Origin of the sequence: Pseudoclavibacter sp. RFBG4, from assembly GCF_002931515.1 — a bacterium.
GTDB lineage: Bacteria > Actinomycetota > Actinomycetes > Actinomycetales > Microbacteriaceae > Pseudoclavibacter.
Map to the genome: position 1 here is coordinate 1 of NZ_PSYC01000008.1, position 25,051 is coordinate 25,051.

Genomic DNA, 25,051 nt, shown 5'->3' on the forward strand with positions numbered 1-25,051 from the left:
GGGGCGCGTGGGCGTGGGGCATGCGGCGGCCGCGGTGCCCTACGCGTCCGCGGGCGTCGGCGGCGTCCGGGGTGTGGAGGAGGCAGGCGACCGTCGGCGTGGCGAGCCCCGTGTCGTCGCCGGCGTGCACCGCATCCGCAGCCTCGTCGAGCGCGCGGGTGGCGCTGGGGCCGAGCTGGCTGATCCACGCGTCGACGCGCGCGGTGTGCTCGGCCGGCTCGGTCTGCGTCATGACGGAGGCGGCGAGCTCGATCATGACGGCGTACAGGTCGTCGCGCATGGCGGCGCGCGCCATGGATCCCCAGCGGTCGTCCTGCGGCAGTGCCGTCGCCCGCACCAGCATGTCGTCGAAGCTGACGCGCGCCGATAGCACGTAGTAGAGGCCGACGAACTCCTCGAGGTCCCAACCGTGCTGGTCCGCGCGCTCGATGATGTCGAGCAGCGGCATGAGCTCGAGGAGGCCAGCCCCGCGCAGCGCAAGCGCACGCGGGACTGCGGCATCTTCGAACTCCTGCACGCGGGCGTCGAAGCGCTCGCGTTCCTCGCCCTGCTGCAGCTCGCCCATCCGGCTGGCGAACTGCGCGACCGGGCCGCTGAACCGTTCGATCTCCGCACCGACGTCGATGCTGTCGGGCCGGTGCTGCACGATCCAGCGAGTCGCCCGGTCGAGGAGTCGACGGAAGCCGAGGTACAGCTCGGTCTGGATGGACGCCGGCACGAGGTTGTCGGTGGCTTCGATCTCGACGACGAAGCCGCGCAGGTCGAAGATCTCTCGGGCGGCGACGTAGGCGCGCGCGATCTCCTCGCTCGTCGCGCCCGTCTCGTCCTGCGCTCGGTAGGCGAAGGTGATGCCACCGCGGTTGACCATCGAGTTCACGACGGAGTTCACGATGATCTCCTGGCGCAGCGGATGCGCGTGCAGGTCGTCCGCGTACCGCTCGCGAACCTCGGCCGGGAAGTACTCGGCGAGGGTGTTCGCGAACCACGGGTCCTCGGCGAGGTCGGTCTCGGCGAGGTCGCTCTTGAGCGCGAGCTTCGCGTAGGCGACGAGCACCGAGAACTCGGGCCTCGTGAGGCCGCGCCCCTCGTCGATGCGGCGCCTGATCTCGGCGTTGCTCGGCAGGAACTCGAGGTCGCGGTCGAGCTCGTCGCGTTCCTCCAGCCACGTGATGAGCCGCTTGTGGGAAGGCAGCATCTTGGCGGCGTTCGAGCGCGAGTTGCCGAGGAGCACGTTCTGCTCGTAGTTGTCGCGCAGCACCTGCGTGCCGACCTCGTCGGTCATGGCGCGCAGCACCTCGTTGCGGGCGTTGCGGTCGAGGCGGCCGTCGCGTTCCACGGCGCCGAGGAGGATCTTGATGTTGACCTCACGGTCGGAGGTGCCGACGCCAGCTGAGTTGTCGATCGCGTCGGTGTTGAGGCTCACCCCTGCGAGGGCCGCCTCGATGCGACCGCGCTGGCTCACGCCGAGGTTGCCGCCCTCGCCGACGACGCGCAGCCGCAGCTGCTGGCCGTCGACGCGGACTGCGTCGTTGCCGCGGTCGCCGATCTCCGCGTTCGTCTCGTCGCTTGCCTTGATGTAGGTGCCGATGGCGCCGTTCCAGAGGAGGTCGACGGGGGCGAGCAGCACGGCCTTCTTCAGCTCGAGCGGGGTCAGGCGCTGCACGTCGGCGTCGAGGCCGAGCGCTTCCCGCATCTGCGGCGTCACCGGAATCGACTTCTGGGAGAGCGGGAAGACGCCGCCGCCCTCCGAGATGACGCTGCGGTCGAAGTCGTCCCACGAGGAGCCGGGGAGGTCGAAGAGCCGCTGACGCTCCACGAACGTGGCCGCCGCATCCGGGGTCGGGTCGACGAACACGTGCCGGTGGTCGAACGCCGCGACGAGGCGGATGTGCTCCGAGCGCAGCATGCCGTTGCCGAACACGTCGCCCGACATGTCGCCGACGCCCACGACCGTGAAGTCCTGCGTCTGCGTGTCGTGGCCGAGCTCCCGGAAGTGCCGCTTCACGGACTCCCACGCGCCGCGGGCGGTGATGCCCATGCCCTTGTGGTCGTAGCCGGCCGAGCCGCCAGACGCGAACGCATCCGCGAGCCAGAAGCCGTACTCCTCGGAGATGCCGTTCGCGATGTCGGAGAACGAGGCCGTGCCCTTGTCTGCGGCGACGACGAGGTAGGAGTCGTCTCCGTCGTGGCGCACGACCCGTGGCGGCGGCACGATGTCGGCGCCGTCGCGGTTGTCGGTGATGTCGAGGAGCCCGCGGATGAAGGTGCGGTAGGCGGATCGGCCGCCCTCGAGCCACGCGCCCCGGTCGCTTGGCGCGGGGAGCTGCTTCGCGAAGAAGCCGCCCTTCGACCCGGTCGGCACGATGACGGCGTTCTTCACCATCTGCGCCTTCACGAGGCCGAGCACCTCGGTGCGGAAGTCCTCGCGCCGGTCGCTCCAGCGCAGCCCGCCGCGGGCGACGCGGCCGAAGCGGAGGTGGACGCCTTCGACCTCTGGCGAGTAGACCCAGATCTCGGCCATGGGGTGGGGCTTCGGGAGGCCGGGCACGCGGGTGCAGTCGAGTTTCATCGACACCCACGACTTGGGCTCGCCCTGCGCATCCACCTGGTAGAAGTTGGTGCGCCAGGTGGCGTCGACGATGCCGATCATGGAGCTGAGGATGCGGTCGTAGTCGAGGCTGGCGACGTTGTCGAGGGCCTCCTGGAGCTGCTCGGCGAGCGCGGCGAGCGCCGCTTCTCGATCGCCGGCGAAGTCCGGGTCGAACCTCGTCTCGAAGAGCCGCACGATGTCGGCGGCGATGACGGGGTTGGCGATGAGGGCCTGCTCGATGTAGTCGACGGAGAACGTCGTGCCGACCTGCCGCAGGTACATGCTGATGGCGCGCAGGATCACGATCTGCCGCCAGCGCAGCCCGCCAAGGAGGACCAGCGAGTTGAGGCGGTCGCTCTCGGCGGCCCCAGACCAGACGGCGCTGAAGACCGACTCGAGCTCGGCGCCCCAGTCGGCGTCGTTCCAGACGGACGCGCTTGGCGCGGTGAGCCCGAAGTCGGAGATGTGCAGGTTGCGCCCGTCCGGCAGGGTGACGACGTACGGGTGCTCGTCGACGACGTCGACGCCCAGGTCGGTGAGGGTGGGGAGCACCATCGTGAGCGGGTACACGTCGTGCGACGCGAACGTGAAGTAGCGCTTCCCGGGCTCGTCCTCTTCCGGTGCGTAGAGGTGCACGGCGAAGGTGGTGTCCTCGTCGAGCTGCTCGAGGAGGGTGATGTCCTTCACCGCGTCGCTCGGTGGGATGTTCTCCTTGTATCCCTCGGGGAAGGCCGAGCCGTAGGTGCTGAGGATCTCGGCTGCCCGCTCCTCATCGTGGTCGAGGTGGAGGGCGTCGACGAGCTCCTCGTCCCAGCCGCGGATGGCGCGCTCGATGCGGGGCTGGATGTCCTGCTCGGAGACTTCGGGCAGGTGCACGCCCTTGGCGGCGCGCACGACGAAGTGGAGTTGGGCGAGCGGGGAGTCGCCGACCTTCGTCGCGTGGTCGACCTGGCTCGCGTCGAAGGCGGTGCGGAGCTCCTGCTCGATGCGGAGGCGCACGGTCGTGTTGTAGCGGTCTCGCGGCAGGTAGATGAGCGCGGACGCGAACCGGCCGAACTCGTCGCGGCGCAGGAAGATGCGGTAGCGCCTGCGCTCTCGCAGCCGGCTGATCTCGGACGCGACGGCATGGAGGTGCTCCGTGCTGTCCTGGAACAGCTCGTCTCGCGGGTACTGCTCGAGGATCTGCAGGAGGTCCTTGCCGGAGTGGGAGTTCGGTGCGTGGCCGGATGCGGCGAGCACGGATCGCACCTTGGCGCCCACGATGGGCAGGGTGAGCACGGAGGCGGCGTAGGCGACGGACGTGAACATGCCGAGGAAGCGGAGCTCCCCGGTGACGTTGCCCGCCTCGTCGAAGCTGCGGACGCCGATGTAGTCGAGGTACACGTCGCGGTGCACGGTGGCGCGGGAGTTCGCCTTGGTGATGGTGAGGAGCCGCGGCTCGCGGGCGGTGCGCTGGGCCTCCGGGGTGAGGTGGGTGGTCGCGGTGGATGGTCGGCGCAGGATGCCGAGTCCGGTGTGCGGCAGCGGGCGCAGCACCTCTTCGCCCCGCTCATCGGTCTCGAGCGAGTACTCGCGGTAGCCGAGGAACGTGAAGTTGTCTTCCGCGAGCCAGGTCAGGAACTCGACGGCGGAGGTGACCTCGCCGTCGTCGACGCTCGTGGGCGGTTCCGTGCGCAGGTCGGTGACGAGGTCGAGGCAGGCGCGGCGCATGGGCCGCCAGTCGGCGACCGCGGTGTGCACGTCGTCGAGCACGTGCTGCAGCCGGTCGGCGAGCTCGTCGCGTCCTTCCTCGGTGGGGATGCGGTCGACCTCGAGGTGGATCCACGATTCGAGGGTGCCGCCGTGGGCGTGCATCTCGAGCAGCTCGCCGGCGTCGTCGCGGCGCACCGAGACGACGGGATGCGCGAGCAGGTGCACGGCGAGCCCCTGGCGCGCGATCGCCGCCGTCACGGAGTCGACGAGGAACGGCGCATCCGCGGTGCAGATGTCGACGATCGTGCGCCGGGAGCTCCAGCCCTCTTCCTTGAGCGTCGGCGTGAACACGGCGATGAGGGTCTCGCCCGTCTTGCGTCGTGTGGCGAGCCGACGCATTGTCGCCGCGGCGCCCACGATGTCGCGTGGCTCGCGCGTGGCGATGTCGTCGGCGTCGACGTCGTCGATGAGCCGTTCGAGTCCGGTCCGCAGGCTCGGCTCGATGTCGTCGAGCGCCTCGCGCAGTCCGGTGAACTCGGTTCCGTGGATCATGCTTCCCCCTTCGCAGGCGAGCCTCCATTGGCCCGCCGTCGCACCCCGTGCCTTGATGGTAGCGGGGTGGAGGGTCGAGGGGGTGCGGCTCAGATCTCCACGGTGAGTCCGGTGCGCGCGCTCTCGCGTGCCGCATCCAGGATCTCGACGGTGTGCACGGCCTGCTCGATGGGAACCGGGGGCGCGGACTCGCCCCGGACTGCGGCGAGGAGCATCCGGTAGTACTCGGCGTAGTCGCCGCGAGCGGATGGGATCTGCCGGCTGCCCTCGGTGGTGTGCAGGGTGCCCCAGCGCGCTTCGGCCTCGAGTCCCCAGCCGGCGGCGGCGGATGCTGGGCGAAGGCCGGCATCGATCTGCGCCGTCTGCACGTCGTCCATGCTCGACTCGTAGGCGCCGAGGTCGCCGTACGCGATGAGCTCGCGACCGTCGAGGTGGTTGATCTTGCTGGAGGCGACGCGGGTGAAGACGCCGTTCGCGTGGTGGAGGGCGACGTCGAAGCCGCAGTCGACCTCGACGCCGTCCACAGCGGTGATGTCGAGGTGGGCGCTCACGCGCTCGACGGGGCCGAAGAGGAAGGCCATCTGGTCGACGAGGTGGCTGCCGAGGTCGCGCAGGAGGCCGTGGGCTGGGCCGGTCTCGAGGGTGCCGGAGTCGTCCTGGTCCATGCGTGAGGAGACGCGCCAGATGTCCCCGAGCTGGCCTTCGTCGATGACCTGCTTGAGGGTGACGAGATCGGTGTCCCAGCGGCGGTTCTGGTAGGCGGTGAGGATGCGCCCGCTGCGTTCCGCGGCTGCCTGCAGCTCTCGCGCTCCCTGCGCGGTGGGCGCGAACGGCTTGTCGGCGACGACGTGCGCGCCGCGCTCGAGGGCTCGCAGGACGAGCTCGCGGCGTGTGTCTGGTGGGGTGGTGATGACGACCGCGTCGACGCCGGCATCGAGGAGGGCGTCGAGCGAATCGAAGGCTGGTACGCCGGGTGCTTCGGTGGCGAGGATCGCACGGCGTTCCGCTGAGCGGGTGACGACGCCGGCGAGCTCCCAGCCCTCGACAGCCTGGATGTAGGGCACGTGGAAGCGGTGGCCGCCAGCCCCGTAGCCGACGACGCCGATGCGTGCGGGGGTGGATGCGCTCATGGTGCTCTCGATTCTGCGCTGAAGCGATTCGTTCTAATGACAGGACAAGGCTACGCCAGGGGTGCCCGGGTGACAGCGGCTCGCCTGTCGGGGGTGTGGTGTTGAATGGGCGCAGACAGTGACAAAGGGGTGCGACCGTGGTGGAGAGCAAGAACGGGTACACGCCGCCGGCGGACTACAGGGCGCCTGACTTCGTGCGGCAGTGGTCCGACACCGCGAGTCGCGGCGCCGACCGCATCGAGCAGGAGCGCGAGCAGCGGGCGAGGGACGCCGAGCGGGCTGCAGCGCAGCGCGCGCAGGATGGGCAGCGTGCCCTCGATCAGACGTCGCAGGACGCCCAGCGCTCGGCGGGCCAGTCGGCGCGGGATGCGCAGCGCGCGGCAGAGCAGCTCGCCCGTGATGAGGGGCGCGCCGCGACGAGCACCGCAGCGCGCGCCACGTACGACCTCGACCGGCTCGGGGAGGGTGCGAAGCGCGGCCTCGCCTACACGCACGGCGGCTCGCAGGACGCCCTGCGGCGCGGGTCCGGGCCCGCGGCTCCCTCGGTGTCGGCTCCCTTCGAGGCGGCCGACGCGCCGCAGCCCACCACCGCGGGGCAAGCCCCGCCACCGCCACTCCCGCCGGCGCCGTCTGGTCGCGCGGCTCGTCAGGGCGGCAGGCCGACCGGCAACCAGCCCGGGCTCAAGCCGGGCCTCGCTGTGGGTGCCGGCGTCGCCGCCATCGTCGCGGCCGTCGTGGGCCTCTGGTTCGGGATCGTCCTCGCCCTGATCTTCGCGGCCCCATCCATCAGGCGCGGCTTCCGCTCGGGCGCCAAGGGCGTCGCCGTCTCGATCCTCGCCATCCTCCTGTTCGTGGTCGCCGCCGGCATCCAGCTGCTGCAGTTCGCCTCCGACTCGCGGGAGAGCTCTGCCGCCGAGAGCAGCACGACGTCGACGCCGGTCGGGTTGGAGGGCGACGCCGTCGTGACCGATCCGGCACCAGAGCTCACGCTCGAGCCAGGGGTGCCGCTCAGCGGATACGGGGAGGCGAACATCGACGTCCTGCTTCCTTCCGGCGCCGGAGAGCTCGCAGTGCTGGAGGTCGTCGACACCATGGGCGACGTCACCTTCCTGGTCGCGAACCCGCAGGCCACGGAGGACGTGGAGTTCAGCAGCGGCATCCCGGGGGACACCACGCAATGGCTCGTGAACACGGCTGGTGCGGACGCCGCGGCGCGGGGAGAAGACCCGACCCCGGTGGCGACCAACAGCATCCAGGTCATCTCGGGTGGTGTGTGGGAGATGACGCTCTCCGCCGTCGACGTCCTTCCGACGTTCGATGCGACCCTCTCCGGTGAGGGCGCCGGTCTGTACCTCTACACAGGGGCCGGCGGGGAGGCCGCCATCAGTGCCGGCGACTACGGGAAGCTGCAGATCACCACGCATGGGGCGACACCCGAGCTGACGCAGGTCGAGCTTCCCGGGACCGTCTCGCGCGCCTGGCAGTCGGGTCCGATGGTGGTCGAGGTCGAGGAGGCGAGGCGCATCGACGGCACCCCGCAGCCCTGGAGCATCCAGGTCTCACAGCCCTAGGGGTGTTCGTGAGGTGCGGGGCATCGCGGTCCTGTGCATCGTGATGGTGGATCCTCCCGTCTCCGGTGGAATCGGCAGAACCGCAGCTGCGGCAGTAGAGTTGGCTTCGTGGCGCAGATTCGGGCCCTGGGTCAGTCTGGTTCCTCAGATCCGGGATCACTCAGAAGCTCGCGTGCCTCGATCTTCGAACCACTGCCCGAAAGGTCTCGACACATGACCCCCACCAGGAAGATCGCGGCGACGCTGCTGACGGCGGCGGTTGCTCTCAGCCTCTCGGCCTGCGCGGGCAGCGGCGCCCCCGCAGCTCCCGCCGCCCCCGCAGCTCCCGCCGCGGAGACTGCCCCGGCGAGCGCATCCACCCTCGAGGGATCCATCACGGTGTTCGCGGCGGCGTCGCTCAAGAGCACGTTCACGGAGCTGGCCGACGAGTTCGAGTCGAGCAACCCGGGCGCGACGGTCGAGCTGAACTTCGCCGGTTCCTCCGACCTGGTCACCCAGATCACCGAGGGCGCCCCGGTCGACGTGTTCGCCTCGGCCGATGAGAAGAACATGGCGAAGCTCACGGACGCCACCCTCATCGAGCCAGACGCCCCGGTGGATTTCGCCACCAACGTGCTCGAGATCGCGGTCCCGCCGAGCAACCCGGCCGGCATCGTCACCTTCGCGGACCTCGCCAAGCCGGAGGCGAAGACCGTCGTCTGCGCTCCCCAGGTGCCGTGCGGCGCCGCGACGCTCGCCGTCGAGACGGCGACCGGTGTGGACATCGCCCCGGTGAGTGAGGAGTCGTCGGTCACCGACGTGCTCGGCAAGGTCACCTCCGGTGAAGCGGACGCCGGACTCGTCTACGTCACCGACATCATCGCCGCCGGAGACGCCGTCACCGGCATCCAGTTCCCCGAGTCGAGCGAGGCCGTGAACACCTACCCGATCGCCCCGGTCGCCGCGTCGACGAACCCCGAGGTCGCCCAGGCGTTCATCGACTTCGTCACGGGAGCAGTGGGCCAGGACGTTCTCGCGAACGCCGGGTTCGGCCGGCCGTAGGAACGCATCCAGTGCCCCGAAGAAGCTCCGCCTCTGCCTCCGCCTCAGCCGCCGTGCCCGGCTGGGTGCTGACCGTCGCGATCATCGGCGCGTCCTTCGTGCTGCTGCCGCTGATCGGGATGGTCACCCGCGTGAACTGGGCCGAGTTCGTTCCGCTCGTCACGTCGGAGTCGTCGATCGACGCGCTCCTGCTGAGCCTCCGCACCTCCCTCAGCGCGACAGTGCTCTGCGTCGTCCTGGGGGTGCCCATGGCCATCGTGCTCGCCCGCACCGACTTCCGGGGGCAGAAGCTCCTCCGTTCCCTGGTGCTGCTCCCGCTCGTGCTGCCGCCCGTGGTCGGCGGCATCGCCCTGCTCGCCACCTTCGGTCGGCGCGGGCTTCTCGGCCAGAGCTTCGAGGCCATGGGGGTCACCATCGCGTTCTCGACGACGGCCGTCGTCCTCGCACAGACCTTCGTGGCGCTCCCGTTCCTCGTGCTCAGCCTCGAGGGTGCGCTCCGCACCGTCGGCACGCGCTACGAGGCGATCGGCGCCACGCTCGGTGCACGGCCCACCACGGTGCTGCGCCGCATCACGCTGCCGCTCGTGCTGCCCGCCGTGATCTCCGGCGCGGTCCTCTCCTTCGCACGCGCGCTCGGCGAGTTCGGTGCCACCCTCACCTTCGCGGGCTCGCTGCAGGGCGTCACGCGCACCCTCCCGCTCGAGATCTACCTCCAGCGTGAAACCGATCCAGATGCGGCGGTCGCCCTATCGCTCGTCCTGGTCGTCGTCGCGGTGATCGTGGTCGCGGTGGCCCACCAGGCCGGCGAAGCCAGAGGCTTCCGGCTCCGGCGGAGCGCGTCGTGAGCTTCGAGTTCGCCGCCACCGTGCGGGCGCGGGCGTTCGACGTCGAGCTCACGATCGCCGACGGCGAGACCGTCGCGGTGCTCGGGCCGAACGGCGCCGGGAAGTCGACGCTCCTCACACTCATCGCGGGCCTGGTCCGCCCCGACACCGGCGCGGCCCGGCTCAACGACGACGTCCTCTTCGACATCGGCGATCGCGGCCGTGGACGCTGGGTGCCACCTCATGCTCGCGGCGTCTCGATGCTCGCGCAGGACGCGCTGCTCTTCCCGCACCTCACCGCACTCGACAACGTCGCCTTCGGTCCGCGCAGCAAGGGACTGTCGCGGGCCGAGGCCAACTCGCGTGCATCCGGCTGGCTCGACCGCGTCGACGCGGGAGGACTGGCGCAGAGCAGGCCCGCTCAGCTCTCCGGGGGCCAGTCGCAGCGGATCGCCGTCGCCCGGGCGCTCGCGTCCGACCCCGCTCTGCTGCTGCTCGACGAGCCGATGGCAGCCCTCGACGTGTCGGTCGCGCCGGCGATCCGACGGATGCTCCGCGACGTCCTGGCGGATCAGACGACGATCATCGTCACGCACGACGTGCTCGACGCCTTCATGCTCGCCGACCGCGTCGTGGTGCTCGAGGGCGGACGCATCGTCGACGTCGGCCCCACGCGCGAGGTGCTCGAGCGGCCCGCCACGCAGTTCGCCGCGGGCCTCGCCGCGCTCAACCTCGTGACCGGCACCGCCCTCGACGACGCCTCCGTCAGGGCCGACACCGGGCAACGCGTCACGGCGAGCTTCGTCGAATCGCTCGATGCTGGCACGCGGGTCGGGATCTCCGTGCGGCCGACGCAGGTCGCCGTCACCACCGAGGATCCATCGGAACCGAATGCCTCACGGAACGTGCTCCCCGGCATCGTCACGGACCTCGAGCCGCGAGGGGACGTCATCCGAGTTCGGAGCGCCGAGTTCTCCGCCGACGTGCCGCCCGGTCAAGTCGCTGAGCTCGACCTGGCGCCCGGCACTCGCGTGTGGTTCGCCTTCGCCGCCTCCGACGCCATCGCGTACCGGCTCTGAGGCCCTGCTCAGTCGAGCGTGCCGCCGCCGACCCGCACGTCACTGTCGTGCGCGAGGGTCGCTCGCACGACGGCGGTGAGCGCGCTCGCGAGCTGGTCCATGGTCAGGAAGGGGCGGTCGGTGCCGACGGCTTCCTCCGCGGAGTACGGGATGTGCACGAAGCCGCCGCGTGCGCCGGCCCGCTGCCGGAGCTCGTGCAGGAGCAGGTAGAAGACGTGGTTGCAGGTGTAGGTGCCGGCGGTCTGGGAGACGACGGCAGGAATGCCGCTCGAGCGCACGGCCTCGACCGCGGCTTTGATGGGCAGGGTGCTGAAGTACGCGGCGGGGCCGTCGCCCACGACGGGCTCGTCGATCGGCTGGAAGCCACTGTTGTCGGGGATGCGCGCGTCGTCGACGTTGATCGCGACCCGTTCCACCCTGATCGAGTCGGTGCCGCCGGCGAGCCCGACGGAGATCACGATGTCGGGATCGACCTCGGCGATGGCGTCCCGCAGCGCGTCGTCCACCCTCGCGAAGTCGACGGGCAGCTGACGCACGTGGATCTCCGCGTCGCCGTCCCAGCGATCGCGCACCTCCTGCACGGCTGTCCACGACGGGTTGCTCGTGTTGCCGTCGAAGGGTTCGAAGCCGGTGAGGAGGACGGTCGGCATGCGGGGGCTCCTGTCGTGTGGGTGGGGCGGCCTGAGGGGGGAGACCTCAACGCTACGCCGCGGATGCACCCCTCGCTGGCCCGTCACCTGACGAGCAGGTGACCGAATGTGACGCGGAGCTTCGCCGCGCGACCGTGTCGGAACTTCCGTGAAGGGAGGCCGTCGCCCCCGCATCCCCGTGCCCATACCTTCTCGACATGCCCTCGAAATCGAGGGTGAGCCCCTCGAATCGAGGGTCCGCCGAGAGGAGAACGCGATGTCACAACTCGACACCGCACCAACCACCGACAGCCCGTCGTCGACGCCGCCAGACGACGCGAAGCCACTCGCGAGCCGGCGGATGCAGACGCTCGGGCCGGGCGAGCACCTCAAGGTCGTCCACCCCAAGCACTGGGTGCTGTGGATCCTCTCCGCCGTCGCCGTGTTCGCGGTCGCCCAGTTCGCGTGGTCGCTCGTCACGAACCAGCGCTACGAGTGGAACGTCTTCGGCGAGTACTTCTTCAGCCAGATCGTGCTCAACGCGCTGGTCCTGACTCTCCAGCTGACGGTGCTCTCCGGCGCGATCGGCTTCATCCTCGGCGCCCTGCTCGCGGTCGCACGCCTCTCGAAGTCGCCCCTCCTGAACTCGTTCTCGTGGAGCTTCATCTGGTTCTTCCGGTCCGTGCCGCTCGTCGTGCAGCTCGTGGTCTGGTACAACCTCGGCTACCTCTACCCGACGCTCGGGCTCGGGACGCCCTTCACGACCGACTTCTGGCTCGTCGAGTTCCCGACGGTGCAGCTCATCTCCTCGTTCGCCGCGGCGACGCTCGGCCTCTCCCTGCACCAGGCCGCCTACTCGGCGGAGATCATCCGCGCCGGCATCCTGTCCGTCGACCAGGGCCAGCTCGAGGCATCCGCCGCGCTCGGCCTGCCTCGCCGGTACCGCTTCTTCCGCATCATCCTGCCGCAGGCGGCCCGCGCCATCACGCCGAACGCCTTCAACGAGATCATCGGCCTCGTCAAGGGCACCTCCGTGGTGTTCGTCGTCGCCCTGCCGGAGCTGTTCTACACGGTGCAGGTCATCTACAACCGCAACCAGCGCATCATCCCGCTGCTCCTCGTCGCAGTCGTCTGGTACGCCATCATCACGACGCTCCTCTCGATCGCGCAGTACTACATCGAGCGGCACTTCTCGAAGGGCGCGCACCGGGAACTGCCGCCGACGCCCATCCAGAAGGCGCGCGCGTGGATCTCCGAGAAGTGGGCGCTGCTCGACGACGGTGAGCAAAGCGGAGGCATAGAGAAACAACGCGAGGACCCAGAGAAGCCGGACGGAGGCAACGCCGAGAGCGCGAAGGCGCTCGCCCGGAAGAAGCACGGCATCCCCGCGGGCGCGACAGCCCGCCCCACAGAAGCGCCAGCATCAGCACGGAAGGACGTGAGCGAAGCATGAGCCAGGCAACCATCAACCGGAACGCCGAAGCGGAACTCGAGCGCAGCAGCGCAGCATCCGGGCAGGTCAGCGTGTGCGGCGTCAGCAAGTCGTACGGCACCCACGAGGTGCTGCACGACATCGACCTCGAGATCGAACCAGGCGAGGTCGTCGCTCTTCTCGGGCCCTCCGGCTCCGGCAAGTCGACCCTCCTGCGCACCATCAACCACCTCGAGTCCGTCGACGGCGGATCGATCCTCATCGATGGCGAGTACATCGGCTACGTCAGGAAGGGAGACCGCCTCTTCGAGCTGCGCGAAGCTGAGACGCTTCGCCGCCGTACGAGGGTTGGCATGGTCTTCCAGAACTTCAACCTGTTCCCGCACCTCACGGCGCTGCAGAACATCACGGCCGCGCCGGTGGCGCTGCAGCGAGCATCCAAAGCGGATGCAGAGGCGCAGGCGCGCAAGCTCCTCCAGCGCGTGGGCCTCGAGGGCAAGGAGCACCACTACCCGCGGCAGCTCTCCGGCGGCCAGCAGCAGCGCGTCGCGATCGCCAGAGCGCTTGCGCTCAAGCCGGACGTGCTCCTCTTCGACGAGCCGACGAGCGCACTCGACCCCGAGCTGGTCGGGGAGGTGCTCGACGTCATCCGCGAGCTCGCCCACGGCGGCACGACGCTGGTCATCGTGACGCACGAGATCGGCTTCGCCCGCGAGGTCGCCGACCGCATCGTGTTCCTCGACGCAGGCCGTGTCATCGAGCAGGGCACACCGGAGCAGGTGCTGACGAACCCGCAGCATCCGCGCACGCAGGACTTCATCCGCAAGGTCCTCTAGCCACACCCTGGCCCGTCGCGCATCTCCCACCCCAGAACTTCAACAACGCACGTACCCGAAAGGTGCCACCCATGGCAAAGCTCAACAAGAAGAAGGTCGGCGTCATCGCCGGCGGCGTCGCAGCACTCGCCGTCATCGGCGTCGTCGCCACAACCCTCATCGTCAACGGCCAGTCGGCCCCCGTCACGGCCGCAGAACCCGAAGGCGCGGCCCCCGCGAGCGGCCTCATCCAGTTCGACCTGACCAGCGCGAACGTCGACGGCCGCCCGCAGATCGACCCGGTCCCCGAAGCCATCGCGGCCCTCGAGGCCTCCGGATGGCAGCCCGCCGAGGCCGGCAAGCTCACCGTCGTCGGCAGCGCGTACATCCCGCCGCTCAGCTTCCTCGCTGAGGACGACAACGTGACGCGCCTCGGCAGCGAGGCCGACTTCGCGCAGCTCATCGCCGACGGCCTCGGCCTGGAGCTGAAGGGCGAGGTCGCCGCCTGGGCAGACTGGCCCCTCGGCATCCAGTCCGGCAAGTACGACCTCATCACCTCGAACGTGACGGTCACTGAAGAGCGCAAGGACCTCTTCGACTTCGCCACCTACCGCGAGGACGTGCTCGGCTTCTACGTGAAGGCCGACAGCGAGATCGAGTCGATCACCGAGGCGAAGGACGTTGCGGGCCTCTCCGTCATCGTCGGCGCCGGCACGAACCAGGAGAAGATCCTCGTCGCCTGGGATGAGGAGAACAAGGCCGCAGGGCTCGAGCCGGTCGACTTCCAGTACTTCGAAGACGACGCGGCGGGCACCCTCGCGCTGCAGTCGGGTCGCGTCGACGTGAACTTCGGCCCGAACGCGACCGCCGCGTTCAAGGCGGCGAGCGACGGAGAGACGAAGCTCGTCGGCACCCTCAACGGCGGCTTCCCCGCCAACGCGCAGATCGCAGCCGGTACCGCGAAGGACAACGGCCTCATCGAAGCCGTCTCGATCGTCATCAACCACGCCATCGAGAACGGCCAGTACGACGCGATCCTCGACCGCTGGGGACTGCAGGATGAGCGCATCGACGTCTCCGAGGTGAACCCCGCGGGACTCCCGCGCGAGGAGTAGCCATCGCCGCGCACCCCATGGCAACGGAACCCGTCGCGTCCTCGAAGGTTGAGGGCGCGACGGGTTTCGCCGCGCCCTCAGCTCTCCGTCGTCGAGGGCGCCCGGACGGGCTCATCCTGGCGCTCGGCGTCGCGACGGCCTTCACGACCCTCCTCGATCAAGCCGTGTTCAGCTTCGCCGTGCCGAGCATCCAGCGTTCCCTCGACGCCGATGGCGCACAGGTGCAGTGGCTGACGTCGTCGTACTCGCTCGCGTTTGGGCTCGCCCTCGTGGGCGCCGGGAGGCTGGGCGACCTGCTCGGGCGACGCTCCCTGTACCTGCTCGGGCTCGCGCTGTTCGCGGTCGCCGGGTTCGCGGCCGCGCTCGCGGACGACACGACCACCGTCATCATCGCCCGCCTCGTGCAGGGGTTCGGAGCCGGCGTCGTGAACCCCCAGGTGCTTGGGCTCTTCCAAGACACCTTCCGCGGCATCATGCGCTCGCGCGCGCTCTCCGGGTACACGACCGCAGGCTCGGCCGCCGGGCTCGTCGGACCGCTCGGCGGGGGCATCCTGCTGACCGTCCTCCCCGACGACACGGGATGGCGGCTCGTCTTCCTGCTCGCCGTGCCGCTGGCCGTGGTGCTCATCGTGTCGGCGGTGTTCGTGCTGCCGCGGCCGTCTGCCGTGCCGGGCGGTGTGCGAAGTGCGCTGCGACAGGTGGATGCGGTGGGCGTCGTGCTGCTCGGCGCCGGCACGCTCGCGCTGCTGGTCGCGGCGGTGAGCGCCGGGGTCCTCCTCGCAGCGCTGGCTGCGGCTGCGGTTGCGCTCTTCGTGCTCTTCGCCCTCTGGGAACGTCGCGTATACGCGCGGGGTGGCGCCGCGGTGCTGCATCCCGAGCTCGCCCGCAACCGCGGCTACCTGCTCGGGACCGCCGTAGCCGCGCTCACGTTCGGCTCTGCCCTCGGCATCGGACTGCTGACCACGCTGTTCCTCATCGAGGGGCTCGGCTACTCGCCGTTCGCTGCGGCGCTGCTGCTCACGCCCCGCGCCCTCGGCATGGTCGTCGGGTCGATGCTGAGCTGGCGGCTCGTGCGGCGCTTCGGCCGCAGCGGGATCACGTGGGTCCTCGGCCTGGCGCTCATCGTGGTGACCGTCGAGATCGCCCTGGTGACGACCGGATCGGAGCCGCTCATCGTGCTCGGGATCCTGGGCGCCGGGACGCTGCAGGGGTTCTTCTCCGGGCTCTTCATCCCATCGAACCAATCGCTGACGCTCAACGAGGCGCCGCCAGGAGTGAACGGGGTCGCGGCAGGATTCTTCCAGCTCAGCCAACGCCTCGCGGCGGCCCTGGCGCTCTCGGTCTACGCGGGCACCTACCTCGCCGTGGGGGCGAACATGCCGGCGAGCTTCGCGTTCGGGGCGGCCGCGTCGATCACGATCGCCGCATCGCTCGGCGCGCTGCTCATCTCGGCCGCCGCCACCCCCGCCGCCACGAACCACGCCGCCGGATAGGTCAGCTTCGCCCCATTTCGACGCCGAGAACGGGGTGAAAGCGACCTATTGGCGGCGCGGCGGTGCTGCGGGTTGCAGGCTGCGGGCGGCGGTCAGGCAGCCGACGTGACCGACTTCAGGAAGTCGATCGTCGAGGCGAGCGCGCTCTGCGCATCCGCCCCCTCGAGCTTGAACTGGTACTCGTGCTGCAGCGCCGGCTGGTGGTCGTCCGGATAGAAGACGGTCGTGACCGGTACGCCGAGCCCCTGCAGCTTCGCCGCGAACGGCTGCGACTGGTTCGAGGTGAGCGGGTCGGCGTTGCCGCCGGAGATCCACGTCTGCGGGAAGTCGGCGGTCACGGAGTCGAGGGTCGACATCTCGAGGCCACCAGGCGTCTGCGACCAGTCCTTCTCACCCAGGTAGGCCCACAGGGCGACGCGGAAGCCGTAGCCGCCGAGGCCGGGCGCGTCCGGGATGCCGCTCACATCGTAGATGCCGCAGTTCAGCACCATCCCGGCGATCTGCTCGCCGGCGAGCGCCGGCGTCAGGCCGACGAGCTCGGCGTAGTCGGGGTTCGTGGCGACCGTCGCGAGCTGGCTCGCGAGCTGCGCGCCCGCGGAGTCGCCGGCGAGGACGATGCGGCTCGGGTCGATGTTGTACTCGGCGGCGTGCTCGATGAGGTGCGCGAGCGCGTCGTTCAGCTGCGTGAGCGCCGTCGGGTACGTGGCCTCGGGGGCCACCGTGTAGTTCAGGGCGACCGTCGTGAACCCCTCGGCGGCGAGGATCTGCACGTACGGGTCGACGTTCTGCTTGCCGCCGGAGATCCACGCGCCCCCGTGGATCCACACGACCGTGGGCAGCGCCTCGCTCGTGCCAGCGGGGGAGTACAGGTCGAAGCTCGTGTCCGCTCCGTCGTCGCCGTAGGAGACGTCGAGCTGCGCCTGCAGGGTGTCGGCGGTCGGGGCGAACGCCTCCATCTCGGTGATGGTGCGCTTCGCGTCGAGCTCGAACAGGGCGCGGATGAGCATGGCAGCTGGCCAGGGGGTCGACACCCAGATGATCGCGCCCACGAGCCCGGCGGAGAGCACACCGAGGGGCACCGTCCTGCTCTTCCGGCGGTACCAGGGCTTCTTCGGCGTGACACTCGGGTGGATGCTCACCCGGCCATTCTTTCAGCACGGCGGTCCATGTAAACGCACGTCGCCGTGTTGTCGGCGGGACTCGGCATGCAATAGCGTGCAGATCACCCCTCCCTCGATGCAGCGATGCAGCACTGACCGCTCAGATCGGCAGTGGTGCTGCGGGCATCCCGACACCGATCGGACCGTGCATGTACGCCCTCCTCGTGATCCTCCAGACAGTGGTGCTGCCGCTGATCTTCGGTGGCGTCCACCTGGGCGTCGCGGGCGGGAACCCGGCCATCGTGTTCGGGATCTGGTTCGCATTCTGGGGTGTGGGGATACGCCTCATCGTCGCCGGCATCAGCCAGCTGACGAACCCGCGGCGCACCACGCAGACGATCCTCGGAGCGGCGCACGACGACGCGGAAGACGCTCCTGACGACGATGCCGAACGGGGCGAGACGGGCACCGGAACCGGTGCCGCGACCGACACGATGACGAAGACCGGAGCGGCGACCGCGCAGGTCGTGCAAGAGCTCGGCCTCGCCAACCTCAGCCTCGGCGGGGTCGCACTCGTCTCATCCCTCGTCCCCGGCTGGGGGCTCATCGGCGCGCTCCCCGGTGCGATCTACCTCGGCCTCGCGGGTCTGCGCCACCTCGCGAAGCGCGGCAAGAGCCTGAACGAGCTCGTTGCCACCTGGACGGACCTGCTGGTCTTCCTGCTCGTCGTCGGGGGCGTCGTCGCCGCGGGCCTGCGCGGCTGGTGAGCATCCACCCGACCGGCCTGTCGCTCCCTCGCCTGCGATAGCGTCGGGCACACCATGATGCTTCGCCTGGCCCGCGCACTGCTCGTGCGCAGCGCTGTGCGCGACGTGCGGACGGGGCTGCTCTCGATCGCCGTCACGGGCACGCCCCCGACCGGCGGGGCGGTGCTCGCCGCGAACCACGGCTCCTGGTGGGACGCCTACCTCATCGGCCTCTTCGCCAGGAACGTCGGCTCCGACGTCGCCGTCATGATGGGCGACGAGCAGCTGCAGCGCTTCCCGTTCCTGAGGCTGGTCGGTGCCGTGCCACCGCGCGCGCTCCGCACCCTCGTCGCCCGCGCCCGTGCGGGCGACTGGGCGCTGATCTTCCCAGAGGGCGAGCTGCGCGCCGGACGTGGCCTGGCCGCCCTGCACCCTGGTGCCGAGTGGGTCGCGGAGCGAGCTGGGGTGCCGCTCGTGCCCGTCGCGATCCGCGTCGTGCTCCGGGGCGCCGCGAAGCCGGAGGCGTTCATCCGCTTCGGCGCACCCGTGCGCCCTGAGCAGCTCCGGGCGGCGCTCGCGTCGATGCTCGACGAGCTCGACCGGGCGCTCGACGCCGCCGATCCAGCCCACCCGCTGCCCGGGTACCGGGTCGTGTTCGACGCGCAGCGCTTCCGCCGAGACCGGGTCGGGATCGCCGGGCGGATGCTCGCCTACCTGACGAGGCCCGAGGGCTTCGGGATGCGCCGCCGCGGGGCGCGCGGCAGGGGGCGCGCGTGAACTGGGTGCTCGCGAGCCGCGCCGTCGCCGGAATCGCGCTCGCCTACCTCGGCGCCCGGTCCGTCGTGCTGCTCGCGAACCTGCTGACGCAGCCGAACCTGCGGTCCGGCGCACCAGCTCGGCAGCCGGCCACTCGCGTGTCCCTGCTGATCCCGGCTCGCGACGAGGAGGCGACCCTGCGGGAGACGCTGCCCGGGTTCCTCGGGCAGGGCGCCGATGAGGTCGTCGTGCTCGACGACGAGTCGAGCGACGCGACGAGGGCTATCAGCGAGTCGGCGGGCGCCCGGGTGCTCGGCGGCGCGCCTCGCCCCGACGGCTGGACGGGCAAGAACTGGTCGTGCGCGCAGCTCGCCGAGGCAGTTGCTCCCGCTCCCGCCCCCGCTCCTTTTCCCGGTCGTGTCGCTGCCGCTCCCGCTGGTCGCGCAAGCCAGTGTCCAACTTCAGTGCAGAATCCGCCGGCAGCGCCCGCTTCGGGCCGAGAACACTCGGAATCGCACCGATCCTGGTCAGGAGATCCTGAAGAGGCAGAGGCAGAGGCAGAGGCAGACGCAGGGGCAGACGCCGTCGCGCGGCACCCGAGCGACGTGCTGGTGTTCACCGACGCCGACGTGCGCTGGAGCCCCGGCGCGCTCGATGCGCTGCTGGCCACCATGCGCGTGTCCCGCGCCGAGCTGCTCACGGTGTTCCCACGCCAGGAGACGCGAACGCTCGGCGAGCGGCTCATCACCCCGTTGAACGACGCAGTCGTGCTCGGTTCGGTGCCCGTGGCCCTGCAGCACCGGCGCGCGCCGGTCGTCGCGAACGGCCAGGTCATGGCGTTCACCCGCGCCGCCTACGACCGCATCGGAGGCCACGCCGCCGTGAGCGGGGAGCTCGTCGAGGACATGCGCCTCGCCGAGCGGATGCGCGCCGCTGGCGGGCGGGTTGTCGTCGCGCGCGGCGGAACCGCCATCGCCGTGCGCATGTACGACGGCTACGGCAGCTCCGTGCGCGGCTTCGCGAAGTCGCTCCTCGGCCTGCACCACGGCTCTCGAGCGCTCATGGCGGCGACGAGCCTCCTCACCGTCTGCGTCTACACGCTGCCCTGGGTGCTGCGGGTGTGGCCGGGTGCCCATGCCAGCGCGGGCAGGGGCGCGACCGCCCGCATCCTGCACCTCGTGCGCATCGCGGGGCTGCTCGATCGCACCCTCGTGAGCGTCATCACGGGGCGACGCCGGCCGCTCGACTTGGCGGAGGGCATCCTGGGCCCGATCAGTCCGCTGCTCGTGCTGCCCGTCTACGCGCTGGCCGGGCGACGCCGCGTCGCGTGGAAGGGTCGCGTCTACGAGGCGTAGAAGAGCCGCATAGACTTGAGTGGTGACCTCGACCGGCCTGCTGACACCCGCCATGGGTGAAGTGGAGCTGCGAGGCACCGATCTCGACTCCGGCAGCGTTCTCGACCTCGAGGCAGGCCTGGCCGCGCCCGTCGATCAGCGCCCGCGCGATGCCGCCCGGGTGCGCCGCGTGCAGCTCGCGTTCGTCGCCGCCTCCGTCTCCACGTTCATCGCGCTTGCCTCGCACGTCCTCGCGGGTGGCGGCATGCCTGGTCTCCTCGGCGTCGCCTTCCCCTTCGGCCTTGCCGTGCTCGCGTGCCTGCTGCTCGCGCGCATCCGCACCGACTCGCTGCGCCTCGCCCTGTCGGTGGGGGCCAGCCAGTTCCTCTTCCACACGCTCTTCGTGCTCGGCACGCCGTCCGCGGCCGTCGGCGCGGGGTCGGCGGCGGATGCGCACGCCGGCCACGGCCAGCTCGCCGCGGCCTCGGCCATGGCTGACTTCGCGTCGAGCGCGGGCAGCGCGGTTCCCTCTGGCGCGGCGCTGCACCTGGCCCACGACGGCGCGCTCATGTGGGCGATGCACGCCGTGGCCGCGGTGCTGACGGCCCTCGCCCTCTTCTTCGGCGAGACGCTCGTCGCGAGCCTCGCCAAGGCGAAGGACGCGGCAGTCGAGCTGCTGCTGCCGTTGCTGCGCACGATCTTCTTCCTCCTCGCCCGAGGCGCGCGCCCCACGGCGACCGCCGACTCGGCGCCACTCGATCTGCCCTGGGTGCCGTCGCTGACGGTTCGCGCCGGGCGCACGCAGCCGCGACGCGGCCCGCCCGCGCCCCAGCGACCCTCAACGTTCGCGACCCCGAGCTAGCACCGCATTCCCTCATCCCTCGTCCACGGGGGAGGCGATCCGGTGCGGGTCGGCGTCGAACCTTCTCCGTCCGCGGCAGCCGCGCGCCCTCTGCGCGCTCGGTTCGCGTGCGGTCGGACAGACCCGAGGAATTCTCGAGATGTCAATCGACTCAACTTCCCTTTCAACGACCCCAGCACTCCTCCCACCGACCACCGAACCGAAGCGCGCCCTCCGCGCGGGCTCCGCAGTGCTCGCGCTGCTCGTGGCCTGCCTCCTGGGCTTCGCCGGCGCGGCCCCCGCGCAGGCGCACGACCAGCTCATCGAGAGCGCACCAGCGCCGGGGGCGGCGCTCGACGCGGCACCCGCCGACGTCACGCTCCGCTACTCCGCCGACATCATGGATATCGGGCCGATGATCGTCCTCGAGGACGCCGCCGGCACCGTCTGGGCGACCGGCGAACCGGTCATCGACGGCTCCGAGGTCACGAGCACCATCGACGACGCGCTGCCGGACGGCACGTACACCATCAACTGGCGCGTCGTCTCGTCAGACGGGCACCCGATCACTGGCACGATTCCGTTCACGGTCGGCGATGCGAGTGCAGCGGATGCACTCGCCGCAGAGGCCGCCACACCGGCGCCGAGCGAGGCGGCCGTGTCTGACGCCGACTCGGCCCCTGCCTCGGAGTCCGACTCCGGCGCGACGACCGAGCCCACGGCCGAGGTCACCTCCCGGTCGGCGTTCGACGTGCCGCGGCTGCTCCTCATCGGCGGCCTGGGCGCGGTCGTCGCGCTCGGCGTCGCCTGGGTGATCGTCCGCTCCCGCAAGGGCGCCCAGCAGGACGGCGACGCCGATGCGCGCTGACTCCGCCGCCCAACACCTTCACTTCTCCTCCCACAAAGGAACCCCACTCATGGCCAGCACAACCAGCATGACGACGACCACCACCCGCCCCCTCGCAGCAGCGGCGTTCCTCGCGGCCGCGGCGCTCGCCCTCACGGGATGCACGACGTCAAGCACCGCGACCGGTGCTGGTGCCGACTCGGCGACGCCCGCCGCCGACTCCGTCAGCGTCGAGAACACCTGGGTCAAGGCCGAGGACTCCGGCATGTCCGCCGCATTCGGCGAGATCGAGAACACGGGGGCCGGCGACGTGACGATCGTCTCGGTCGCGAGCCCGGCATCCACCGCCCTCGAGCTGCACGAGACCGTCGCGAACGAGACCGGCGAGATGACGATGCGCGAGAAGGGCGGCGGATTCACGATCGCCGCAGGCGAAGCGCTCACGCTCGAGCCCGGTGGCAACCACATCATGCTCATGGACCTGCCGGAGCCCATCGTGGCGGGGGACGAGGTCGCCTTCACCCTCACGTTCTCGGACGACTCGACGCTCGACTTCACCGCCCCTGCCAAGGACTACGCGGGGGCCAACGAGACCTACGAAGACGGCGACATGGATGACATGGGCGGCGACATGGAGATGGACCACAGCGACCACGCCGACCACAGCGACCACGCGGACAACAGCTGATGCACGGCGACCAGAGCCCTGGTCGCACCCGCCCGACTCGGCGGCAGCTCCTCTTCGGAGGAGCTGTCGCCGGGTTCGGCGCGGCCGCGGCCATCGGCGCAGACCAGGCGCTCCGCCTCGCGGCACCCGTTGCGAGCCAGGACGACAGCGTTCCCGTTCCCCTGCCGGGGGACGACACCGTCCCGTTCTACGGCCAGCATCAGGCCGGCATCGCGACGCCGCCGCAGGCACACGCGACACTCGTCGCCCTCGACCTGCGCGACGGCACCGACCGCGACGCGCTGCGTCGCCTCATGCAGCTCCTCACCGACGACGCGGCGAGGCTCGCGCGTGGCGAGCCGGCGCTCGCCGACTCCGAACCCGAGCTCGCGCACGTGCCCGCGAACCTCACGGTCACGTTCGGGTTCGGCCCGGAGCTCGTCCGCCGCGCCTCCACCTCCTCGACGCAGGCTCCGGCCTGGCTGCGGCCACTCCCCGCCTTCGGCATCGACCGCCTCGAGGACGCGTGGAACGACGGCGACCTGCTCCTGCAGGTCGCCGCCGACGACCCGTTCACCGTCGCCCACGCGCTGCGGATGCTGCTGAAGGACACCCGCAGCTTCGCGACCGTGCGGTGGACGCAGCCCGGGTTCCGCCGCGCACGCGGCTCCGAGGCATCCGGCACGACGATGCGGAACCTGTTCGGGCAGGTCGACGGCACCGTCAACCCCGCGCCGCCGACCGTCGACTTCGAGCAGCTCGTGTGGATCACGGAGGGCACGTTCGCGGGAGGGACGGGCATGGTCGTGCGGCGCATCAGCATGGACCTCGACAAGTGGGACAGGCTCGACCGCAGCGGCCGCGAGCAGTCGGTCGGTCGCACCCTCGCGAACGGGGCCCCGCTCACGGGCACCCAGGAGCACGACGAGCCCGACTTCACCGCCAAGAACGCCGCGGGATTCCCCGTCATCGCCGAGTTCTCGCACCTGCGGCGGGCGCGGTCGGAGAACACGGCGGAGCGGTTCTTCCGCCGCGGCTACAACTACGACGACGCCCCGAGCGGCGAGCAGATCTCGAACTCAGGCCTGCTCTTCATCTCCTTCCAGGCGGATGTGGACGCGCAGTTCGTGCCCGTTCAGCGGCGCCTCGACGAGCTCGATCTGCTCAACGAGTGGACGACGCCGATCGGCTCCGCGGTCTTCGCCGTTCCACCCGGATGCGCGGAAGGCGGCTACATCGGAGAGGGGATCCTCGCGTGAGCGGTGCGCGTCCGACTCCACGGCGAGGCTGGTTCGCTCAGCTGCTGATGCGCCTCCACTTCTTCGCCGGCGTGTTCGTCGGCCCGTTCATCCTCATCGCGGCGCTGAGCGGCGCACTGTACGCGCTGACACCGCAGATCGAGCAGCTCGTGTACGACCGCGAGCTGCACGCGCCGACGGCGGACGAGGTCCTGCCGCTCGCCGAGCAGATCGAGGCGGCCGACGCCTACGTCGGGGGCGGTGCGGCGGGTGCGGCCGGTGCAACCCCGGCGATCGTCGCGGTGCGGCCGGCCCCGGAACCAGGCGACACGACGCGGGTCATGTACGCGGATGCCGGGCTGGGGGAGAGCAAGACGAGAGCCGTCTTCGTCGATCCCGCGACCGCCGAGGTGCGCGGGGAGCTGCCCGTGTACGGCACCTCGGGTTCCCTGCCGTTTCGAACCTGGGTCTCCGACCTGCACCGCAGCCTCCACCTCGGCGATGCCGGCAGGCTCTACAGCGAGCTCGCGGCGTCCTGGCTCGGGGTCGTCGCGCTCGCCGGAGCTGGCCTCTGGGCCACCAGGTATCGGCGGGCTCGCCGTGCGAAGCGGGCGTCGCAGCAGCGCGAGCTGCTGCGGCCGAACCTCGCGGCGACAGGGTTCGTTCGCACGCGCAGCCTGCACGCATCCACCGGCATCTGGGTGCTCGCCGGGGCGCTCTTCCTATCGGTCACGGGCATCACCTGGTCGCAGTACGGCGGGGCGAACTTCAGTGAGCTGCGCGCCGCCGTGGGCTGGACGACGCCGTCGGTCAGCACGAGCCTCGACGGCGCGGGCGGCCCTGCTGCCGGCGAGCACGACGAGCACGCCGGGCACGGGCACGGGCACGGTGCGCCGACGCCCAGTGCCGACGTCGCAGCGCTGAGCCCGCGCGCCTACGACTCGGTGCTCTCGGTCGCGCACGAGGTGAACGTCAACACGGGGCTCGTCGAGATCAGGCCGCCAGCCGAGCCGGGCACGGCGTGGGTCGTGCAGGAGATCCAGCGCAGCTTCCCGACCGAGGTGGATGCGGTGGCCATCGATGGCGCGACGATGCAGGTCGTCGATCGGGTCGACTTCGCCGAGTTCGGGCCGGTCGCGAAGCTCAGCCGCTGGGGCATCGACCTGCACATGGGCTCCATGTTCGGCCTCGCCAACCAGCTCGTGCTGTTCGCAGTCGCCATCGGCATCGCGGCGATGGTCGTGTGGGGCTACGTCATGTGGTGGCAGCGGCGGCCGAAGCACGACCCGTCGCGTCGTGTCGGCGCGTCCCCGCCGCGGGGAGCGCTCCGGCGCGCGCCGTGGTGGGGTGTCCTGCTCGTGCTGGCAGGTGCGGCGGCGGTCGGAGTGTTCCTGCCGCTCATGGGAGCCAGCCTCGCAGCGTTCCTGCTGGTCGACCTCGCCGTTGGCGTGGTCGGGCGTCGGCATCGGGGTCGGGGAAGGGAGCGCAGCAGAACTCCTCATCTTCAGCGGTGAGTTTCGAGCGTGTCGTCGGACCGGACCAAGAATGTCGGTGGTCCG

Annotated in this window: 20 protein-coding genes; 16 read left to right on the forward strand and 4 right to left on the reverse strand. The window is 70.7% G+C overall.

The genetic code is table 11. From position 1 onward, the window contains the following. Nucleotides 1-4,834: NAD-glutamate dehydrogenase (locus C5E10_RS02175; RefSeq protein ID WP_104330240.1), on the reverse strand; the 4,834-nt coding region annotated here is incomplete at its 3' end. A gap of 89 nt (nt 4,835-4,923) precedes the next feature. Then, nucleotides 4,924-5,964, reverse strand: coding sequence for a Gfo/Idh/MocA family protein (locus tag C5E10_RS02180; protein ID WP_104330241.1), 1,041 nt, complete (start codon nt 5,962-5,964; stop codon nt 4,924-4,926). Nucleotides 5,965-6,101: 137 nt separating this feature from the next. Here C5E10_RS02180 and C5E10_RS02185 point away from each other — a divergent pair, with 137 nt between their 5' ends. The 4 genes from C5E10_RS02185 (at nt 6,102) to C5E10_RS02200 (ending at nt 10,479) form a co-directional block, all read left to right on the forward strand. After that, nucleotides 6,102-7,535 (forward strand): hypothetical protein, encoded by a 1,434-nt coding sequence (locus tag C5E10_RS02185; protein WP_146080123.1) that lies wholly within the window; start codon nt 6,102-6,104, stop codon nt 7,533-7,535. Nucleotides 7,536-7,748: 213 nt separating this feature from the next. Beyond that, nucleotides 7,749-8,576 (forward strand): molybdate ABC transporter substrate-binding protein, encoded by an 828-nt coding sequence (gene modA / locus C5E10_RS02190; RefSeq protein ID WP_104330243.1) that lies wholly within the window; start codon nt 7,749-7,751, stop codon nt 8,574-8,576. Nucleotides 8,577-8,587: 11 nt separating this feature from the next. Continuing rightward, nucleotides 8,588-9,421: an ABC transporter permease gene (locus tag C5E10_RS02195; RefSeq protein ID WP_258070965.1), complete on the forward strand. Its 834-nt coding sequence runs from the start codon at nt 8,588-8,590 to the stop codon at nt 9,419-9,421. After that, on the forward strand, nt 9,418-10,479 hold the full coding sequence (locus tag C5E10_RS02200; protein WP_104330244.1) for a sulfate/molybdate ABC transporter ATP-binding protein: 1,062 nt from the start codon (nt 9,418-9,420) through the stop codon (nt 10,477-10,479). The genes C5E10_RS02195 and C5E10_RS02200 overlap by 4 nt, the downstream gene beginning before the upstream one ends. A gap of 8 nt (nt 10,480-10,487) precedes the next feature. On the opposite strand, the gene pcp is transcribed toward C5E10_RS02200, so the two are convergent. Next, nucleotides 10,488-11,129, reverse strand: coding sequence for a pyroglutamyl-peptidase I (gene pcp, locus C5E10_RS02205; RefSeq protein ID WP_104330245.1), 642 nt, complete (start codon nt 11,127-11,129; stop codon nt 10,488-10,490). A 340-nt stretch (nt 11,130-11,469) separates the two neighbouring features. On the opposite strand from pcp, the gene C5E10_RS02210 reads away from it, so the two are divergent. The 4 genes from C5E10_RS02210 (at nt 11,470) to C5E10_RS02225 (ending at nt 15,963) form a co-directional block, all read left to right on the forward strand. Continuing rightward, nucleotides 11,470-12,561, forward strand: a complete 1,092-nt coding sequence (locus C5E10_RS02210; protein WP_104330314.1) for an amino acid ABC transporter permease — start codon at nt 11,470-11,472, stop codon at nt 12,559-12,561. Further along, nucleotides 12,558-13,376, forward strand: coding sequence for an amino acid ABC transporter ATP-binding protein (locus C5E10_RS02215; RefSeq protein ID WP_104240008.1), 819 nt, complete (start codon nt 12,558-12,560; stop codon nt 13,374-13,376). The genes C5E10_RS02210 and C5E10_RS02215 overlap by 4 nt, the downstream gene beginning before the upstream one ends. A 71-nt stretch (nt 13,377-13,447) precedes the next feature. Beyond that, nucleotides 13,448-14,470, forward strand: coding sequence for an ABC transporter substrate-binding protein (locus C5E10_RS02220; RefSeq protein ID WP_104330246.1), 1,023 nt, complete (start codon nt 13,448-13,450; stop codon nt 14,468-14,470). 17 nt (nt 14,471-14,487) lie between these two features. Continuing rightward, a complete protein-coding gene (locus C5E10_RS02225; protein ID WP_104330247.1) occupies nt 14,488-15,963 on the forward strand; it encodes an MFS transporter in 1,476 nt (491 codons plus the stop codon). 92 nt (nt 15,964-16,055) lie between these two features. Here the strand turns inward: C5E10_RS02225 and C5E10_RS02230 are convergent, their stop codons facing one another. Continuing rightward, a complete protein-coding gene (locus C5E10_RS02230) occupies nt 16,056-17,102 on the reverse strand; it encodes an alpha/beta hydrolase (protein ID WP_258070966.1) in 1,047 nt (348 codons plus the stop codon). Between the two features lie 170 nt (nt 17,103-17,272). Here C5E10_RS02230 and C5E10_RS02235 point away from each other — a divergent pair, with 170 nt between their 5' ends. From C5E10_RS02235 to C5E10_RS02270, 8 genes are all read left to right on the forward strand, one after another. Beyond that, nucleotides 17,273-17,830: a hypothetical protein gene (locus C5E10_RS02235; RefSeq protein WP_104330248.1), complete on the forward strand. Its 558-nt coding sequence runs from the start codon at nt 17,273-17,275 to the stop codon at nt 17,828-17,830. Nucleotides 17,831-17,884: 54 nt separating this feature from the next. After that, on the forward strand, nt 17,885-18,586 hold the full coding sequence (locus C5E10_RS02240) for a lysophospholipid acyltransferase family protein (RefSeq protein ID WP_104330249.1): 702 nt from the start codon (nt 17,885-17,887) through the stop codon (nt 18,584-18,586). Further along, complete coding sequence (locus C5E10_RS18995; RefSeq protein ID WP_104330250.1) at nt 18,583-19,920, forward strand: glycosyltransferase family 2 protein; 1,338 nt, start codon at nt 18,583-18,585, stop codon at nt 19,918-19,920. The genes C5E10_RS02240 and C5E10_RS18995 overlap by 4 nt, the downstream gene beginning before the upstream one ends. Nucleotides 19,921-19,942: 22 nt before the next feature. Further along, on the forward strand, nt 19,943-20,761 hold the full coding sequence (locus C5E10_RS02250) for a hypothetical protein (protein ID WP_104330251.1): 819 nt from the start codon (nt 19,943-19,945) through the stop codon (nt 20,759-20,761). Between the two features lie 139 nt (nt 20,762-20,900). Continuing rightward, nucleotides 20,901-21,608 (forward strand): copper resistance CopC family protein, encoded by a 708-nt coding sequence (locus C5E10_RS02255; RefSeq protein ID WP_104330252.1) that lies wholly within the window; start codon nt 20,901-20,903, stop codon nt 21,606-21,608. Nucleotides 21,609-21,657: 49 nt separating this feature from the next. After that, complete coding sequence (locus C5E10_RS02260; RefSeq protein WP_258070967.1) at nt 21,658-22,275, forward strand: copper chaperone PCu(A)C; 618 nt, start codon at nt 21,658-21,660, stop codon at nt 22,273-22,275. After that, complete coding sequence (locus tag C5E10_RS02265) at nt 22,275-23,513, forward strand: Dyp-type peroxidase (protein WP_104330253.1); 1,239 nt, start codon at nt 22,275-22,277, stop codon at nt 23,511-23,513. Before C5E10_RS02260 ends, C5E10_RS02265 begins: the two co-directional genes overlap by 1 nt. Continuing rightward, nucleotides 23,471-25,006 carry a PepSY domain-containing protein gene (locus tag C5E10_RS02270; protein ID WP_104330254.1) on the forward strand — a complete coding sequence of 512 codons (1,536 nt, stop codon included), beginning with the start codon at nt 23,471-23,473 and terminating at the stop codon, nt 25,004-25,006. The genes C5E10_RS02265 and C5E10_RS02270 overlap by 43 nt, the downstream gene beginning before the upstream one ends. Nucleotides 25,007-25,051 lie beyond the last annotated feature (45 nt).